The organism is Bacillus sp. FSL L8-0167 (assembly GCF_038630295.1).
GTDB classification, from domain to species: Bacteria; Bacillota; Bacilli; order Bacillales; family Bacillaceae; genus Bacillus; species Bacillus safensis.
Genome location: NZ_CP152027.1, coordinates 1,994,153 through 2,010,083 on the forward strand (window position 1 = coordinate 1,994,153; position 15,931 = coordinate 2,010,083).

Genomic DNA, 15,931 nt, shown 5'->3' on the forward strand with positions numbered 1-15,931 from the left:
GGAAGCAGCTGCTTTCCATGTGACGATTTTTAGATGGATCAATCAAATAGATGTTTCAAATCCCCGTAGCCTTCTTTTTCAAGATCATCCTTTGGGATAAACTTTAAAGCGGCTGAGTTAATACAATACCGAAGACCGTTTGGCCCTGGGCCATCAGGGAAAACATGACCTAGATGAGAATCAGCTGTTTTACTGCGAACCTCTGTCCGCACCATTCCATGACTCGTATCAACCTTCTCTGCTACTTCTTCCTCTTCAAGCGGTTTTGTAAAACTTGGCCATCCGCAGTGGGCATCAAACTTATCTAAAGAAGAAAAAAGCGGCTTTCCTGAAATGATATCCACATAGATACCTTCTTCTTTATGATCCCAAAATTCATTTTGAAATGGCGGCTCCGTGCCATTATTTTGCGTGACTTCGTACTGCATGCGGTTTAATTCTTTTATACGCTTTTCTTTTTCATTTGCCATTATTTATCACTCCAATGGGACTCAATAAAACCGGCTCTGCCCGAACCGACATGATATCGTTCGTAGTGCATTTTGTTTTTCTTATAATAATGCTGATGATATTCCTCTGCTGGATAAAAAGGACCTGCGTCTAAAATTTCTGTAACGATTGGCTTTTTGAAAATCCCGCTTTGGCTCAGCTGCTCTTTCGATGCTTCTGCTAGCTTTCGCTGCTCGTCATGATGAACATAAATACCTGTACGGTAAGATTCCCCTCTATCGCCAAATTGCCCCCCATCGTCTGTTGGGTCTATTTGCTGCCAATACAGCTCTAGCAGCTTCTCATACGGGAACACGTCAGGATCAAACGTGATTTGAACCGCTTCTCTATGTCCCGTTGTATTTGTACATACTTCCTCATAGGTCGGATTCACTGTATGTCCGCCAGTATACCCTGATTCAACTTTGATAATGCCCGGCTGTTCATCAAAAGGTTTAACCATACACCAGAAGCAGCCTCCTGCAAATGTGGCTAATTCTTGTTTTTCAGACATATTAGTGCCCCCTTCATTTAAAAAATGGTATCATCATATTATAACATGATAAAAAATAATGAAAATGATACGACTTGTCTACCTAAAATAAAAGAAAGCATTCTGTCGTATCTTTAAAATATAATGGGGGTTTAATGATTGGAACAAAGAAAACAAATGATGTACGAAATGGACACTTTACTGAGAACCGTATTTAAGCAGATCCGTTATGAAATTAACAGCCTGCTCGAAAACGAATTATCTCGGAATGAATTTCTTATTTTAAATCTGCTCCGTGAGCAAGGTGCAAAAAAAGTAACGGAATTCGCTTCCATTCTTGGAGTGTCAGCAAGTCATATTACCGCTGTGACTGACACACTCGTAGAAAAAGGCTGGATCACCCGTATCCGCTCAAAAGAGGACCGCCGCATCATCAAAATCCACTTAACCGATAAGGGTAAGGAAATTACTGAGCATTTTGAGAAAAAGAAAACCGAATACTTTATGGAGCGATTTGAATCATTTGATGACGAAGAACTAAAAACAATGATCAAATTATTTAAAAAGCTGGATAAAAGTCAAAAGGATTAAGCATAGATTTTAGCGCTCAGGACATGCTACGGATAAAAAGAGGTGGAACAAACCATGACAAGCCCTTATCTTTGTCCAAACTGTAAAACAAACAGAACGCGCTTTAATCTCATTGAGCAGCTTTCAGAACCTGTAAAGCTTGATCCAGCAACAGGAGCAGTTGTTGAAAGATACGAAGGAGAACAGCTGTCTCCTTTTCACTTGAGCTATCAAGGTCCTCAAATGAAAGTCCAGTGCGGTGTTTGTGGTTTAATTGAGGATGAAAAAACGTTCATTAAACTAGCTGAATATCATCAATATTCTTCTCCTTCTTAACATGCCGGCCTGACGGAAAACGTCAGGCTTTTTTCTATGCTTCTTTTGCCTATACAGATCGTCTTTTTCATGCATACGCTACAAAAAACACCATTGCATGAGAAAGAAGGGATTGATGACATGCAGCAGCTCTTTTATCATGACTTTCCATATCGGCCATTCGCTGACACCTACGAGCATCTTCAAAGCAGCCCTTCATCAAAAGCCTTTATTCGATTATTTCACGCTGCACCAGATCTCAGTGAGCTCGCTGTTTATGTGAACCGGAAGCAGATAATGAAACCAATGCCTTACAGCCATTTGACCGCTTATATGGAGTGGGATGAGGGAATGTATGAAATAGAAGTGTTCAAACTGGCTACAAATGAGAGAATTCTTCATTCCCGCATTCGATTTAAGAGCGGCGAGGTCTACACATTATGTATCACAGGTGCCCGTGCAGGCTTTGCACTCTTGACTGAGCAGCAGGCTACTTTGATCAAGCAAGATGACCTGTCAGCACTTACATTTGTACAGCTGTCTCCGGACCTTCCTTCTATAGATATATACGAACGAGACCATGGGGTTATATCGAAGGAGCTTGATTATGTAAACAGCACCCACATTCATCATTTCTCCCCGAACAAATATCATTTTGAATTGAAAGCCGCCGGCACTCAAAGTGTACTGCTTGATATCCCAAAAGTTCATCTGCAAACAAAGCGTGCATACCTGATTCTGCTTCATGGTTTTGCTAACGGAGATCCTGAACTTATGGCAAAGGTGGTCTTGTCTCGGCAATTATAAAAAAGAGCCTTTCCTAAAGTGGAAAAGGCTCCTTACGAGACATCTTCAGCTTTTTCTTGCTTTTGAAAATCAAAAGCAAGAATCATCGTGCCTAGAAATAATGCACAGTAGGCAATATTTAAGTAAAACTGATCGATATTTTCTGCTTTTAAAGCATTGGCAGCTGTTATGCCAAAGTACGCAGCAAATAAAAACGACAGTAAACTAAAATATTGATAGACTCGCTTCATGATTTCACTCCTGACTCACACGTTCTATTGCTTTGGATGATAATATGAGAATTCAATTTCATCGTTCTGCAGATCAATTTTATTTGCTTTCACATACATATCATTCGTCAGCGGCATTTCTGAAAGACGCACTTCAACCGTTTTTTGATCCGGTTTTACATGAACGAACTCTGGCAGCTCATAGAACTGACCCATGTAGCTTAAAACAAAACTAATCGGAATGCTCAATTGTCCAATTGAAAAGTCATCCACTTTCAAAAGCACATCACCATTATCTTCAACAGTTGGCGTAAATGAGACGTTTGCATCAATCGTTGAAGAGAAAGCTTTAATTGCGCCTGTTACTTTCACATCTTGATCGATTGCTACATGAAAGTCTGGCATATCATTTGATCCTTGATTTTTCAAATAATCATTCACAAAGCTGGTGAGTGATTCCTTTGAGCTGGATATATTAAAAGCATATTCGCTTTTCACTTCTTTGGTTGAAGCGGATTGACCGCCTGGCAGCAGCATCAAAATACCGCAGCCAATCACAATCAATAGATTGATTGCAAGTAAAATAAAAAATAAGCTTTTCCATTTTTTCATCTGTTTCACCCTATTCCTTCGGCAGTCCTTCTTTTTTCACTTCGGAGAATAAACGATTTGCCATAAGAGAGTACCCCTTTTGGTTTGGGTGGAAATCATCTTCTGCCAGTAATTTTTCATCAGAACCTTCTTCAAATAAATCTGCTACATTGATCATATCCGCATTGCCGTCTTTTTTGAGTTCCTTTTTGGCAGCGGCATTCCAGTCTTGAACGACTTCATCAATATCTCGCAGCTCAGACAAACTGAATTTAAAAGGATTGTACATGCTGACATACATGATTTTCGCATGGTCATTCTGTTCTCTCAGTTGAGCAAGAATGGTTTTAAAGCGCTCTTCAAAAGGACCTTGCTCTTTTTGAAAAGGAGCAAACGTCAAATTAAGCACATTTTGACGGACAACATGCATGAGATCATTCCCGCCGATCGTAAAGAAAATATAGTCAGCGTCTTTCAGTCCGTCCTGCACCTTTTTTTCTTTTAATCTTTTTAATAAATCTACTGTTCTACTGCCTTTAATGGCATAGTTTTTTAATGTGACAGACTGCACGCCGTCCACTGCTTCTATCTTGTCACGGGTTATGCCTGCATAGCCTTTTTTATCTTGATCTCCGATTCCTTCTGTTAAGGAATCTCCAACCGCTGCGATGGTAATATGTTCTTTTACTTTTGGTGTGTCTTCTAGTTTATCCTTTATGCCAGCCTCTTGCGCGGAACATGCAGAAAGAACAAAAGCTAGAGACATCACAATCAAAATCAAACGAGCCTTCAAACGATGATGTCCCTCCTTTTTCTGATTAAAAAAGTGTATCATGTTTTCGCCCATTTGAACATCCTTATGCTAGCTTCGGTTCAGCGTTTTGATGTCCTTGATGATATCATCATAAGGTGTGTTTTGCACGCCATCATAATTTTTCATCACTTTCCCATCTTGATTGACAAGAAAAAACAGAGACTGATGAATCACTTGGTCTTCATCTTCAGGTTTTTTTACAATGGTTTTAAAGCTTTTCATTGCGAATTTTTCAATTTCTGACTGTGAATACCCAGTGAGAAAATCCCAATTTTTAAAGGACAATGGATAGGCTTTTGCAAATTCCTTTAGCTTTTTCGGTGAATCGACCTCTGGGTCCACGCTAAAGGAAATGATATGCGCATCCAATTTTTCTTCTTTTAACCGTTTTTGCAGCTCTGTCATATGAGCAGTCATCGGCGGACAAATCGTTTCACAGCTTGTGAAAATAAAATCAGCTACCCATACTTTCCCCTTCAAATCATCCAATGACACCTTTTGGCCATCTTGGTTTTCAAACTCAAACGGCTCTATTTGATAATTTAAAGCATCCTTGATTTGCCCATTTGAACATGAGACTAAAAGAAGCACGCTTATCGTCATAAGCGCACCAAGTAAGGCTCCCCTTTTTCTATACATGATATGTCCATCCCCTTTTTCTATCAATCGGTATAAAAAGTAAAGCCTATTGCGCCCTTTCCGGTATGACAAGAAATAATCGGTGTTGTGTAGGCGATGTCAATCAGTGCTTCAGGTGTGTGGTCAAGTAGCGCTTTTTTTAGCTTTTCAGCGAGTTCTAATGCATCTGCATGTGCGATCCCAATGGCTTGAACTGTTTTTCCCTTCACCGCCTGTACATACTGTTTTGTCAGATGGCGGACAAGCGCAGAGTAGCTTCTCACATTCGCTTCTGGCGTATATACCCCGTCTGTCAAGCTGGCAATTGGTTTGATGTGAAGAAGTGAGCCGATCAGCGCCTTTCCTCTTCCGATTCTGCCGCCTTTGACGAGATTTTCTAATGTATCGATCGTGACATATAGCTTTGTTTGAAGACGGATTTTATCTAATTCTGTGATAATATCTTCACGGCTTGCACCCTTTTTGGCTAGTTCTGCTGCTTTGACGACTTGAAATCCTAATCCATAGGAAATAAAATTCGAATCAATCACCGTGATATTTCCATCTACCATTTTCGAAGCGCTTTCAGCAGTTTGAACAGTACCGCTCATACCACCAGTTAAATGGATACTGATCACTTCGCTTCCATCTGCCGTCAGCTTTTCATATAATTCGACGAATTGACCGATCGCAGGTTGAGACGTTTTCGGCAGTTCCTCAGCGGCCTCCATTTTTTCAATAAATTCATCTGGCTGTATATTCACCCGGTCAATATAATCAACTCCGGAAATGGAGATATTGAGCGGAATCACGTGAATAGAAAGTTCATTGATTTTTTCTTGCGGAAGGTCCACAGTTGAATCTGTTACAATTTTAATTTGTTTCACTATCGTCTCATCCTTGCTGTCTTAGTCTTTACTTATGATATTACCTTATTTCCTGCACACTTGAAAACAACTGACCTAACGTTTTTGAAATTGTCACATTTTCTTCTTGTCACGAAAAAAATCCTTGCCAAACTGAGCAGCAGCCATTTCAAAATGGCTGCTTCCCCCTTTTGACAAAGATTCCTGCTTACGCATTGTGTTTCAGTGTAGGCTCCTGATAGATCTGTTCATATGTGCTCCACTTGACGTTACGTTTCACATCCTCTCTGAAAGAGTACACAGTTCTCTTTCCTTTAGATACATAGACTTTTTTCAAGAAAGCTTCAAGTCTAAAGGTGAGCATGAAACGATACGTCTCATCTCCCTTTAGAACAGGGACTTCTGTTACCTTGATCTGAGCTCCATCCATCCGTCTAAAACATATTGTTTTGAGCAGCACAAACGATCAATCCTCTTTTCCAATTATCTGTTAAGCCTAAATAAATAGGTGGAATAAATCTTGATCTTTATTCACTTCAACATAGTGAAAGCCTTTTCTATCCATCCGCTCAATCAGCGCTGCATAGTCATCTCTTTCTTTCAATTCGATGCCGACTAGCGCAGGACCTTTGCTTCGGTTATTCTTTTTCGTATATTCAAAGCGTGAGATATCGTCATTTGGCCCTAACACTTCATCTAAAAATTCACGAAGCGCTCCTGCTCTTTGCGGAAAATTGACAATAAAGTAATGTTGAAGCCCTTCATAGATCATCGAGCGTTCTTTGATTTCCTGCATTCTGCCGATGTCATTATTTCCTCCACTGACAATACAGACAACATTTTTCCCTTTGATCTCCTCGCGATGGGCATCTAATGCTGCGATTGGCAATGCGCCTGCCGGTTCTGCTACAATCGCACATTGATTATACAGCTCTAAAATCGTTGTACACACTTTCCCTTCTGGTACAAGACTGATTTTATCGACAACAGACTGAAGCGATGTAAACGTCTTTTCGCCAATCCGCTGAACCGCTGCTCCGTCTACAAACTTATCAATCGAATCAAGTGTCACAACCTCGCCCTTCTCATGCGAGGCATGCAGTGAAGCTGCGCCAAGCGGTTCGACTGCAATGATTTCGGTTTCTGGTGAGATATTTTTGATATATGTACCAACACCAGATAACAGACCTCCACCTCCGACACTTGCAAATAAAAAGTGAGGCTCCACTTCGATATCATTTAAGATTTCGACAGCAGTCGTTCCTTGTCCTGCCATCACATCCAGATCATCAAACGGATGGATAAATTCGCGCTTCTCTTCATCTCCGCATTTTACGGCTTCATGATACGAATCATCAAACGTATCTCCGGTTAAGATAATTTCAACATATTCTTTTCCGAACAGCTCCACTTGTGATACTTTTTGCCTTGGCGTCGTAGCAGGCATAAAGATTTTCCCGTGGATGCCTAAATATTTACAAGAATAGGCAACACCCTGTGCGTGATTTCCTGCACTTGCACAGACAATGCCATTTTCTAGTTTATCTTTTGGAAGCTGGCTCATTTTATTAAAAGCGCCTCTTAATTTAAAGGAACGAACTACTTGAAGATCCTCTCTTTTTAAGTAGACATTACATTCATATCGTTCAGAAAGTCGCTCATTTTTTTGAAGTGGTGTATGAATGACTACATCCTTCAAATTTTGATGGGCTTTTAAGATGTCTTTCACTTGAATTAGCGTATTTTCTTTGAGCAACGGTTTCATGTACAAGATCCTTTCTCTTTAACCTTATTTAATTTGTCATTATAACATGAATATTCAAAAAATAAACCAATAGATCATGGATCCATCATAAATTTTATAAACTTTTTCGTTTTCCTGTACATTTGTTTTAATTGGGTGTTACAATTGAACCAATTAGAACCACAAAGAAAGGAATCACCCAATGGCCACTCAATCATTCGCATCTATCTATGGTGATCATCAAGATATCAAGCATGCAATTCATCTGGCAAAACAATTTTCGAAAAACGAACAGCCGGTCTTGATAACAGGAGACATCGGCACAGGCAAAACGCTATTCGCCCAAGAAATGGCGAACGTATCACACGCATCACTGACACACATGTATTGCCCCATCTTGAATGAAGAAACCTTACAGAAAGCCTTCATAGAAAAAAACAATCAAATTCTTTATTTAGATGAAATCGGTGCATTAAGTATTTCTATGCAGCACCAGGTCTTTCACTTTCTAGAAACGTCACCTGCAACAAAAGTAATCGCTTCTTCGTCTTTATCAATAGAAGCACTCAGGGTTTCTTCTACCTTTTTACCCGAGCTGTTTTATCGTCTGAATGTTCTTCATTTGGCCCTTCCAGCTTTAGCCGAACGAAAAACAGATATTCCTGTGTTAACAAATGTTTTCTTTCAAGAGCTGAACATGGCACCTGATATTGATCCAAGTGTTTGGGAAGCCTTGCAGCAGTATCCATTTGAAGGAAATGTCCAAGAACTCAAAAATATCGTTCATTACGCTGCGTCCATACTCGAGGGCCACACGGTATTTTTACATCATTTACCGCCCTTTGTATTAGCACCTCTTCCCTCAGCCGTGAAAGGTAAAAAGGAAGAACACCAGCTCACACTAATGGAAAAACAAGAGTTTGTTTTCTTGCTGGAAGCCATTAAATCTCTCAATGAAAAAGGAGAAGCAGCCAGCAGGCGCATCTTGTCTGAATTAAGCAAACAAGGAGACATCCCGCTGACCCCTCAGCAGGTGCGAAACCGCTTAGATGATCTTGAGAAAAAAGCATACGTGACGAAAGGAAAAGGCAGGGCCGGAACGAAGATTACACTTGAAGGTCTTTCATTCCTGAAGTCGCTTGATGGTTATATACCGGTTCAATAAAAGGAGGACATCCATTGTTTACTGTAAAAGAAGAAATTGCAAACGCCATTACACATGGCATAGGTGTTATTTTATCCATCCCAGCCATTGTGTTTCTCGTCTTATTCGCTGTTCAATACGGCACTGTCACAGACATTATCAGCTTTTCGATATTTGGTGCATCCATGCTGCTGCTTTATTTAAGCTCAACCCTGCTTCATAGCATTCGGCACAAAAAAACAAAAGATATTTTTGAAATCCTTGACCACTCGGCTATTTATGTATTGATTGCTGGTACATATACACCCTTTTTACTTGGACCACTAAAAGGTGCACTCGGCTATACGCTCCTTGCCATTGTATGGGCGCTTGCTGCTGGTGGGATTGTCTTTAAAATCTTTTTCGTCAAACGCTTTATTATCGTATCTACCCTTGTCTATTTATTAATGGGCTGGATGATCATCATCGCCATCAAACCGCTTTATATCCAATTAACAGGTGCAGGATTTGGCCTCTTACTGTTAGGCGGCATATTATATTCAGTCGGAACCATCTTTTATATTTGGCGGAAAATTCCCTATCATCATGCGATTTGGCACAGCTTTGTTCTTGGCGGCAGCGCATCGATGTTCTTCTGTATTTTATTCTATTGCGTAAACATTCCTGCTGCATAGAATGAAAAAACCAGCATCCACTATTCGGATGCTGGTTTTTTCTATGCACGTTTTTGTGCGTAATCACTGATCATGACAGGAGCTTTAATATGAATATCGACATTAACAGGACGCAGTCTTTTCACGATCTTCCCAGTTAAAAGACGATCCGTTCCGCTAGTTTCAATTGGTACAAGCGGACAATCGTATTCTTCAGCAAGCGCCTCTGCAATATGACGATACGCTTCTGAAAGCAATAGACTCTGCCCAGACACGATTCTTTCCTTTGCTTCTTCTAATAAGACCTCATCCGTTTGATTCTGATGGATAACCGCCATTTTTTTGAGCCATTGTTTTAAAATCGGATACCGAAAAAGCTTCGGCTTTGCCATGAAAGCAAATGGCTTCTCAAGGTGGCCGATCAATAATGTCGTCGTGACTGGATTCAGCTCTTTTGTGACATAAATAACCGGGCCATCTGGCAGCTTCTTTTGCTGATGAATGGTCATGACTGATCCTGATTGATCAATACATCCCCGGGAAAACCTTTTTGCATGCTCATGAATGAGATGCATTCGTTTCGTATAGGAAATGCGTGGATCCGTTAATTCATGATCGTACAAATGCCTCATACTTTTTAAAAAGGATACAACAACATAAATCGTTAAAAACCAATAACGAAACAACCGTACTCCTCCTACTCACTTATCCTTTTTTGTCATATACGACAAATTCATAATTGTAGGGGTTCTTTTCGTCACGATGGCCTTTTTCGCGTGATACAATCGTCCATTCATCTTCATTGTAATACGGGAAATAGCGGTCTCCTTCAAACGCATGGTGAATGTGCGTGATATAGAGACGATCAGCATATGGCATCATTTCTTCATACAGCTTAGACCCGCCAATGATAAATAGCTCTGTCTCGCTTTCCCCAATTGCCAAAATATCAGCAATTGAATGAACAACCTCGCATCCTTCTGCTTTAAAAGAAGAACTTGTGGTCAGCACAATATTTCGGCGGTTAGGCAGCGCTCGTCCAATCGATTCAAAGGTTTTTCTGCCCATGACAATCGTATGACCGCCTGTGACTTTTTTAAAATACGCTAAATCTGCTGGTAAATGCCAAGGCATTTGATTATCTAGACCAATGACTCTGTCTTCTCCTGTCGCCGCAATCATGGAAATCATACACTGACTTCTCCTTTTATATGCGGATGCGGATCATAGTTCTCAAGCACAAAATCATCAAACGTAAAATCAAAAATGCTCTTTACATCTCTTGTAATACGAAGCGTAGGAAGCGTGCGTTCCTCGCGCTCTAGCTGCATTTTCACCTGTGGAAGATGATTTTGATAAATATGAGCATCTCCGAGTGTGTGAATAAACTCTCCTGGCTCAAGATTTGTGACTTTGGCAATCATCATCGTTAGAAGGGCATATGAAGCAATATTAAATGGCACGCCTAAAAAGATATCTGCCGATCTTTGATATAGCTGGCAGGAAAGCTTCCCGTTTGATACGTAAAATTGAAATAGACAATGACAAGGAGGCAGCGCCATTTGATCAATTTCCCCCGGGTTCCAAGCGCTGACGATCAGTCGTCTTGAATTCGGGTTGTGCTCAATATCATGAATCAGCTTTGTGATCTGATCCACTGTCTCGCCGTCTCCGCTCGCCCATGATCTCCACTGTGCACCGTATACACGGCCCAGCTCTCCATTTTCATCTGCCCATTCGTTCCAAATGCGGACACCATTTTCTTGAAGATATTTGACATTTGTATCACCTTTTAAAAACCAAAGCAACTCATGAATGATCGATTTCAGGTGTAATTTCTTTGTGGTTAAAAGAGGAAATCCTTCCTGTAAATCAAATCTCATCTGGTAACCGAACGTGCTGATTGTACCTGTACCCGTTCTGTCACCTTTTTCATCCCCGTGCTGTAATACATGACGGCATAACTCTTTGTATTGTTTCATTTTTTTCATCCTTTATTTATGTTCTTGTTGTAGTTTACCTTATTTCGGCTTTTCTTGAAACCAAAAAAACATGCCTGCATGATGAGCAGACATGTTTTTCTTTTTATGCTTGATTCACTCGTTCCTGCTCTTCATCCTTAATATCTTGGTGTGAGTGAGCAATGCGGCTTGCAGCTGCTGCGGCAAGTGCAGCGACTAGGTCATCAAGGAAAGTATGCACTTCACCTGGACGGCCTTCATCTAATTCACGAATAATACCAAATTTCTCTTTATCTAAATAACCGAAGTTGGTCAAGCCGATTGATCCATATACATTGACAATGGAAAGCGGAATAATCTCATCAATTCCATATAGCGGCTCATCTGTTTCAACTAAGTGCTGTAAAGGTTCTGGCAAGAGCTTTTTTTCTGCCAGCTGATCAAGGGCAAGTCCTGTTAAAACTGCATGGACAATTTCTCTTTTATTCAGCACTTTTTCAACATTTTCAATACAGACACTAAGTGGAAGGTTTGGATGATATTTTTCTTGGAGCTTCAGCACAATGTGTGCGATATCTTCAATTTTCACTCCGCGATCGTTTAACATTTGTTTTGTAATCTGCACCATTTCGTTCATTGTATATTTTTTCAATTGGCATGACATCTCCTTCTAGTGGCTCATCCAGCTCGGCGGGGTGTTTTTGTCCCAGTAAATATTACCGAGTTCGTGATGTGTCTGGAATCCATCTTCTGCTGTATGGTAATGAAAGTTAAACCAATATCCGCTGTGAGGCGGCTGATCTCTTCTGACATGAAAACGGAGCAAATCTTCTCCGGTCTTGCGGTTGTAAATGTGGAAGATTTTTTCGCCATTTCCGCTTGAAGGCTGATCAGTTAAAACAACATCTTGAAATTTTTCGTCATCTTTGAAATTTGTTAAATAGTCGGTTAACACTTGTTCAATCTTCGGCTGAATCTCTTCTCTGTACTCGTCCTCAATGACAGGTGTGATTTTACGGCCAAATTTGAGAAAGGATTGATTTTCTGCACTTGACAGCACCTCTTGCTTATATTGCTCAAAGGGGTCTAACTGTTCTTTGCTTTCCTCTTGCGTTAGTTCCCAGCTGCGCATTTCATCTGATGTATCATAAACAGCTGTATAAGGCGTTTTATCAGATGAAGAAAGTTCAGAGGGCTTGTCTGTCATCAAAGCCGACGGAGGAGAGACTAAACCAAAAGTTGCAATCGTAAAGAGCGCAACAAGCGTTTTTCTCATCCACATCTTCATGATATCTAATTCCTTCCATAAGTTATCATACTGCTATTCTAGCATATAATGAATTTTCAGTCATTCAATTTGGTCACCGATTTGAGACTTTCTTTTTCATAATAAAACGTTTACAATGGCAGTAATGACGACTAAAATTTGGGAGGAATGGGTATGCTTGAAGGTTTTTTTATTACGGCTTCCTTGCTGACATTATTTTATTTTGTCTATATGGAGATTACAGATTAAAAGCCCTGAATAAGGGCTTTTTTAGATGATTGACAAGGAATTAAAAAGAATTGTCTGCACACCTGAACCTTTAGCGAGGGCTTTTTTCTTTCTCAATATATCCATAATGAAATTGGGCTGTTTTTCGTTTTAAAACGTGAAATTGATAGGATTCTGCTAGAAATCGGGTGCTTTTCCAATGATCTTTTAAAACCACTCTTTTTCTCGCCACTCTCAGCGCTTCTTGGACGGCTGTTTCGTGGTCAAAGTGGTGCTCTGCCGCATGACGGAGCGGTGCGATACTTGCAGATTCTTGAATCGTCTCCTCAAACATCGGGTCAAAATAGACGACATCAAATGATTCATCAGAGAGCTTTTTTAGCTGCTCGATACTGTCTCCACTTACAACAGATATCCGGTTCATCGCTTCATCTGCCTCTCTTACCCCTGTCTCCCATGTGTTTAGTCCTTCTCGCACTAGCAATGCTGTCATCGGACTCTTTTCGATACCGACGACCCTTCCATTCGCACCTACTCGCAGGCTTGCTGTAATGGCATCTGATCCTAGGCCAAGCGTACAATCTAAAAAGGAATCGCCCGGCTGAAGCTGCGTGGCTTCGATTAAAGGATCCTTTTCCCCGCGCATGAGCCGCTTCACCCTGAACATCGCTGAGCTTGGATGGAAGAAGAACTTTTCACCATTTGGCTGATACCATTCAAATCTTTCTTTCCCCACAACAAGGACATCTCCTCGTTTCATCGCAAGCTGCTTGACGGATTGTTTGCGCCTTTCTACATACTCACCATGTAAATCCTCTGCAAGGGCTTTTGCTGTTTCAATTGTTTGTTCATTTGCTCTAAAGCTTGTTGTGATAAGCATGCGGTTCCTCCATCATGATCAAGAAAAAATGCCCTGACTTGATCACAGGACATTTCAACATGTGTATTAGCAATGTTTTTCAAATGCAGATAAGACGTTGTTCATGATGTCTTCCATTTCATGACCTTCAATCTCGTCACGCGGAATAAAATGAACGAGTTCATTTCCTTTTAAAAGTGCCATAGATGGAGACGATGGCTCTTCGCCTGTGAAGTATTCTCTCATTTTTGCCGTTGCTTCCCTGTCCTGACCAGCAAAAACTGTGACAATTCGATCTGGAGTTTTTTCTGCCTTCATCACAGCTTGAGTAGCAGCTGGGCGTGCTAAGCCGGCAGCGCACCCGCATACAGAATTAACAACTACAAATGTCGTTCCTTCTGCTTCTAGCATCGTTTGTTCTACTTCTTCTTCCGTTGTTAGTTCTTGAAATCCTGCACTTGTCAGCTCTTGACGCATCGGTACAACGAGCTGGCGCATGTATTCTTCATATGCCATTGACATAAAAAAGCCCCCTCTATAATCCTTATGTTGTGAATAAAGGATACTATAGAGAGAGCCAATTTTCAAATGTTCGATATCAGATTAAATTTTCATGATTCCGCCTGTATTGGCTGATGTCACAAGTTTTGAATATCTAGCAAGATAACCCGTTTTTACTTTTGGCTCAAAGCCTTTCCAGTTTGCTTTTCTTCTTTCCCATTCTTCCTCTGGAACATCTACGCTTAAAATGCGCTGTTCGATATCGACAACGACATGGTCACCATTTTCAACAAATGCAAGCGGGCCGCCCTCAGCTGCCTCTGGAGAGACGTGCCCAATAGACAATCCGCGAGAAGCGCCGGAAAAACGTCCGTCTGTAATTAAAGCAACCTTTGGTCCAAGTCCCATGCCGACGATTTGTGAAGTAGGTGCAAGCATTTCAGGCATGCCAGGTCCGCCTTTAGGTCCTTCGTAGCGAATGATGACAACATGTCCTGCTTCTACTTTTCTATTAATGATACCTTCAAGGGCTTCTTCCTGGGATTCAAATACGATCGCAGGCCCCTCGTGGCGTGTGATCCCGTCTTGTACCCCGCCCGTTTTAATGATGGCTCCATCTGGCGCAAGGTTTCCAAATAAAACGGCTAAGCCGCCTTTTTCAGTAAATGGCTTGTCAATTGGATAAATGACGTTATAATCTTTTACCTCATGCCCCGCAATGTTCTCGCCAAGCGTTTTCGCAGTGACAGTCATTGTATCTAAATGAAGAGCTCCTTCTTTTTTAGACAATTCATTTAGTGCCGCTGTAACACCGCCTGCTTCATGTAAATCCTCAATATAAACGTCTGAAGCTGGAGCAAGTTTTGATAAATGAGGCACACGTTCTGCTACTTCATTGATACGTTCAAGTGAATATTCAACACCTGCTTCATTCGCAATTGCCAATGTGTGAAGAACGGTATTGGTTGAACCACCAAGTGCCATATCTAATGCAAATGCATTATCAATTGCTTTTTCAGTGACAATATCCCGTGGTTTAATATCTTTTTTGATGAGCTCCATGAGTTGTTTTGCAGACTTCTTCGCAAATTCTCTTCGTTCTGGTGATGTCGCCAAAATCGTTCCATTTCCAGGAAGAGCGATCCCGAGTGCTTCCGCTAAACAGTTCATTGAGTTAGCTGTAAACATACCTGAACAAGATCCGCAGGTTGGACAGCCAAACTGCTCTAATTCATTTAATTCCTCTTCATTGATTTTACCTGACTGGTATGCACCAACGCCTTCAAACACAGAAGAAAGAGAAATTTTTCTGCCGTCACTTGTTCTACCCGCTTCCATCGGTCCCCCGCTCACAAAGACAGTCGGGATATTCACGCGCATCGCTGCCATCATCATTCCTGGTGTGATTTTATCGCAGTTAGGAATACAAACCATTCCATCAAACCAATGAGCAGATACAACGGTTTCTACAGAGTCCGCAATGATTTCACGGCTTGGCAATGAATATCTCATCCCGATATGACCCATGGCAATTCCATCATCGACGCCAATCGTATTGAATTCAAATGGCACTCCGCCAGCTTCACGAATGGCTTCCTTCACAATCTTCCCGAATTCCTGAAGATGGACATGTCCTGGGACAATATCAATATAGGAATTACATACGGCAATAAATGGCTTGCCGAAATCCTCATCCTTTACCCCCGCCGCTCTTAGTAAGCTTCGGTGAGGTGCTCTGTCGATTCCTTGTTTAATCATGTTACTGCGTAGTTCTGCCATCTGTTTAAAAAGCCTCCTATACT

General features: G+C 41.0%; 22 protein-coding genes. 5 read left to right on the forward strand and 17 right to left on the reverse strand.

Translation table 11 applies throughout. From position 1 onward, the window contains the following. Positions 1-38: 38 nt before the first annotated feature. Together msrB and msrA are read right to left on the reverse strand one after the other, a co-directional pair. A complete protein-coding gene (gene msrB, locus MHB66_RS10115; RefSeq protein WP_024422719.1) occupies positions 39-470 on the reverse strand; it encodes a peptide-methionine (R)-S-oxide reductase MsrB in 432 nt (143 codons plus the stop codon). Beyond that, the gene (gene msrA, locus MHB66_RS10120) at positions 470-1,003 is read right to left on the reverse strand and encodes a peptide-methionine (S)-S-oxide reductase MsrA (RefSeq protein WP_024422720.1); all 534 of its coding nucleotides are present in this window, start codon (positions 1,001-1,003) and stop codon (positions 470-472) included. The genes msrB and msrA overlap by 1 nt, the downstream gene beginning before the upstream one ends. A gap of 138 nt (positions 1,004-1,141) precedes the next feature. On the opposite strand from msrA, the gene MHB66_RS10125 reads away from it, so the two are divergent. The 3 genes from MHB66_RS10125 (at position 1,142) to MHB66_RS10135 (ending at position 2,674) form a co-directional block, all read left to right on the forward strand. After that, positions 1,142-1,573 (forward strand): MarR family transcriptional regulator, encoded by a 432-nt coding sequence (locus tag MHB66_RS10125; protein WP_007500780.1) that lies wholly within the window; start codon positions 1,142-1,144, stop codon positions 1,571-1,573. 54 nt (positions 1,574-1,627) lie between these two features. After that, positions 1,628-1,888: a hypothetical protein gene (locus tag MHB66_RS10130; protein ID WP_024422721.1), complete on the forward strand. Its 261-nt coding sequence runs from the start codon at positions 1,628-1,630 to the stop codon at positions 1,886-1,888. A gap of 69 nt (positions 1,889-1,957) precedes the next feature. After that, on the forward strand, positions 1,958-2,674 hold the full coding sequence (locus MHB66_RS10135; RefSeq protein ID WP_227001665.1) for a DUF4397 domain-containing protein: 717 nt from the start codon (positions 1,958-1,960) through the stop codon (positions 2,672-2,674). A 32-nt stretch (positions 2,675-2,706) separates the two neighbouring features. On the opposite strand, the gene ypmT is transcribed toward MHB66_RS10135, so the two are convergent. The 7 genes from ypmT to ilvA all read right to left on the reverse strand — a co-directional run bounded on the left by ypmT (position 2,707) and on the right by ilvA (position 7,537). Continuing rightward, positions 2,707-2,904, reverse strand: a complete 198-nt coding sequence (gene ypmT, locus MHB66_RS10140; protein WP_024422723.1) for a protein YpmT — start codon at positions 2,902-2,904, stop codon at positions 2,707-2,709. A gap of 24 nt (positions 2,905-2,928) precedes the next feature. Further along, entirely contained in the window at positions 2,929-3,495 is a 567-nt protein-coding gene (locus MHB66_RS10145; protein WP_024422724.1) for a YpmS family protein, read from the reverse strand. Positions 3,496-3,505: 10 nt separating this feature from the next. Further along, entirely contained in the window at positions 3,506-4,267 is a 762-nt protein-coding gene (locus MHB66_RS10150) for an SGNH/GDSL hydrolase family protein (RefSeq protein ID WP_024428150.1), read from the reverse strand. A gap of 69 nt (positions 4,268-4,336) precedes the next feature. Then, positions 4,337-4,891, reverse strand: a complete 555-nt coding sequence (locus tag MHB66_RS10155; RefSeq protein WP_227001735.1) for an SCO family protein — start codon at positions 4,889-4,891, stop codon at positions 4,337-4,339. Positions 4,892-4,950: 59 nt separating this feature from the next. Then, positions 4,951-5,793: a DegV family protein gene (locus MHB66_RS10160; protein ID WP_046311524.1), complete on the reverse strand. Its 843-nt coding sequence runs from the start codon at positions 5,791-5,793 to the stop codon at positions 4,951-4,953. A gap of 187 nt (positions 5,794-5,980) precedes the next feature. Then, positions 5,981-6,232: a YpmP family protein gene (locus MHB66_RS10165; protein WP_024428147.1), complete on the reverse strand. Its 252-nt coding sequence runs from the start codon at positions 6,230-6,232 to the stop codon at positions 5,981-5,983. Positions 6,233-6,268: 36 nt separating this feature from the next. Then, positions 6,269-7,537 carry a threonine ammonia-lyase IlvA gene (gene ilvA, locus MHB66_RS10170; protein WP_024428146.1) on the reverse strand — a complete coding sequence of 423 codons (1,269 nt, stop codon included), beginning with the start codon at positions 7,535-7,537 and terminating at the stop codon, positions 6,269-6,271. Between the two features lie 181 nt (positions 7,538-7,718). Here ilvA and MHB66_RS10175 point away from each other — a divergent pair, with 181 nt between their 5' ends. Next, positions 7,719-8,681 carry a sigma 54-interacting transcriptional regulator gene (locus MHB66_RS10175; RefSeq protein WP_046311527.1) on the forward strand — a complete coding sequence of 321 codons (963 nt, stop codon included), beginning with the start codon at positions 7,719-7,721 and terminating at the stop codon, positions 8,679-8,681. A 14-nt stretch (positions 8,682-8,695) separates the two neighbouring features. Then, a complete protein-coding gene (locus MHB66_RS10180) occupies positions 8,696-9,334 on the forward strand; it encodes a hemolysin III family protein (RefSeq protein WP_024428144.1) in 639 nt (212 codons plus the stop codon). Between the two features lie 41 nt (positions 9,335-9,375). On the opposite strand, the gene MHB66_RS10185 is transcribed toward MHB66_RS10180, so the two are convergent. The 8 genes from MHB66_RS10185 to ilvD form a co-directional block, all read right to left on the reverse strand. Beyond that, the gene (locus tag MHB66_RS10185) at positions 9,376-9,999 is read right to left on the reverse strand and encodes an acyltransferase (protein ID WP_034280522.1); all 624 of its coding nucleotides are present in this window, start codon (positions 9,997-9,999) and stop codon (positions 9,376-9,378) included. 19 nt (positions 10,000-10,018) lie between these two features. Continuing rightward, on the reverse strand, positions 10,019-10,504 hold the full coding sequence (folA, locus tag MHB66_RS10190) for a type 3 dihydrofolate reductase (protein ID WP_024428142.1): 486 nt from the start codon (positions 10,502-10,504) through the stop codon (positions 10,019-10,021). Next, positions 10,501-11,295, reverse strand: a complete 795-nt coding sequence (locus tag MHB66_RS10195) for a thymidylate synthase (RefSeq protein ID WP_024428141.1) — start codon at positions 11,293-11,295, stop codon at positions 10,501-10,503. Before MHB66_RS10195 ends, folA begins: the two co-directional genes overlap by 4 nt. Positions 11,296-11,398: 103 nt before the next feature. Then, the gene (locus tag MHB66_RS10200; RefSeq protein ID WP_024428140.1) at positions 11,399-11,926 is read right to left on the reverse strand and encodes a phosphatidylglycerophosphatase A; all 528 of its coding nucleotides are present in this window, start codon (positions 11,924-11,926) and stop codon (positions 11,399-11,401) included. Positions 11,927-11,944: 18 nt separating this feature from the next. Continuing rightward, a complete protein-coding gene (locus tag MHB66_RS10205; RefSeq protein WP_024428139.1) occupies positions 11,945-12,562 on the reverse strand; it encodes a YpjP family protein in 618 nt (205 codons plus the stop codon). A 298-nt stretch (positions 12,563-12,860) separates the two neighbouring features. Beyond that, positions 12,861-13,649 carry a class I SAM-dependent methyltransferase gene (locus tag MHB66_RS10210; RefSeq protein WP_046311530.1) on the reverse strand — a complete coding sequence of 263 codons (789 nt, stop codon included), beginning with the start codon at positions 13,647-13,649 and terminating at the stop codon, positions 12,861-12,863. Between the two features lie 66 nt (positions 13,650-13,715). Continuing rightward, positions 13,716-14,150 (reverse strand): BrxA/BrxB family bacilliredoxin, encoded by a 435-nt coding sequence (locus MHB66_RS10215; protein WP_046311533.1) that lies wholly within the window; start codon positions 14,148-14,150, stop codon positions 13,716-13,718. Positions 14,151-14,231: 81 nt separating this feature from the next. Beyond that, complete coding sequence (gene ilvD, locus MHB66_RS10220) at positions 14,232-15,908, reverse strand: dihydroxy-acid dehydratase (RefSeq protein WP_024422739.1); 1,677 nt, start codon at positions 15,906-15,908, stop codon at positions 14,232-14,234. Between the last annotated feature and the right edge of the window lie 23 nt (positions 15,909-15,931).

Coding starts and splice junctions, on each gene's coding strand:
- msrB (WP_024422719.1), bottom strand. CDS start 470: ATGGCAAATGAAAAAGAAAAGCGTATAAAAGAATTAAACCGCATGCAG.
- msrA (WP_024422720.1), bottom strand. CDS start 1,003: ATGTCTGAAAAACAAGAATTAGCCACATTTGCAGGAGGCTGCTTCTGG.
- MHB66_RS10130 (WP_024422721.1), top strand. CDS start 1,628: ATGACAAGCCCTTATCTTTGTCCAAACTGTAAAACAAACAGAACGCGC.
- MHB66_RS10135 (WP_227001665.1), top strand. CDS start 1,958: ATGCATACGCTACAAAAAACACCATTGCATGAGAAAGAAGGGATTGAT.
- ypmT (WP_024422723.1), bottom strand. CDS start 2,904: ATGAAGCGAGTCTATCAATATTTTAGTTTACTGTCGTTTTTATTTGCT.
- MHB66_RS10145 (WP_024422724.1), bottom strand. CDS start 3,495: ATGAAAAAATGGAAAAGCTTATTTTTTATTTTACTTGCAATCAATCTA.
- MHB66_RS10155 (WP_227001735.1), bottom strand. CDS start 4,891: ATGACGATAAGCGTGCTTCTTTTAGTCTCATGTTCAAATGGGCAAATC.
- ilvA (WP_024428146.1), bottom strand. CDS start 7,537: ATGAAACCGTTGCTCAAAGAAAATACGCTAATTCAAGTGAAAGACATC.
- MHB66_RS10175 (WP_046311527.1), top strand. CDS start 7,719: ATGGCCACTCAATCATTCGCATCTATCTATGGTGATCATCAAGATATC.
- folA (WP_024428142.1), bottom strand. CDS start 10,504: ATGATTTCCATGATTGCGGCGACAGGAGAAGACAGAGTCATTGGTCTA.
- MHB66_RS10195 (WP_024428141.1), bottom strand. CDS start 11,295: ATGAAACAATACAAAGAGTTATGCCGTCATGTATTACAGCACGGGGAT.
- MHB66_RS10205 (WP_024428139.1), bottom strand. CDS start 12,562: ATGAAGATGTGGATGAGAAAAACGCTTGTTGCGCTCTTTACGATTGCA.
- MHB66_RS10210 (WP_046311530.1), bottom strand. CDS start 13,649: ATGCTTATCACAACAAGCTTTAGAGCAAATGAACAAACAATTGAAACA.
- MHB66_RS10215 (WP_046311533.1), bottom strand. CDS start 14,150: ATGTCAATGGCATATGAAGAATACATGCGCCAGCTCGTTGTACCGATG.
- ilvD (WP_024422739.1), bottom strand. CDS start 15,908: ATGGCAGAACTACGCAGTAACATGATTAAACAAGGAATCGACAGAGCA.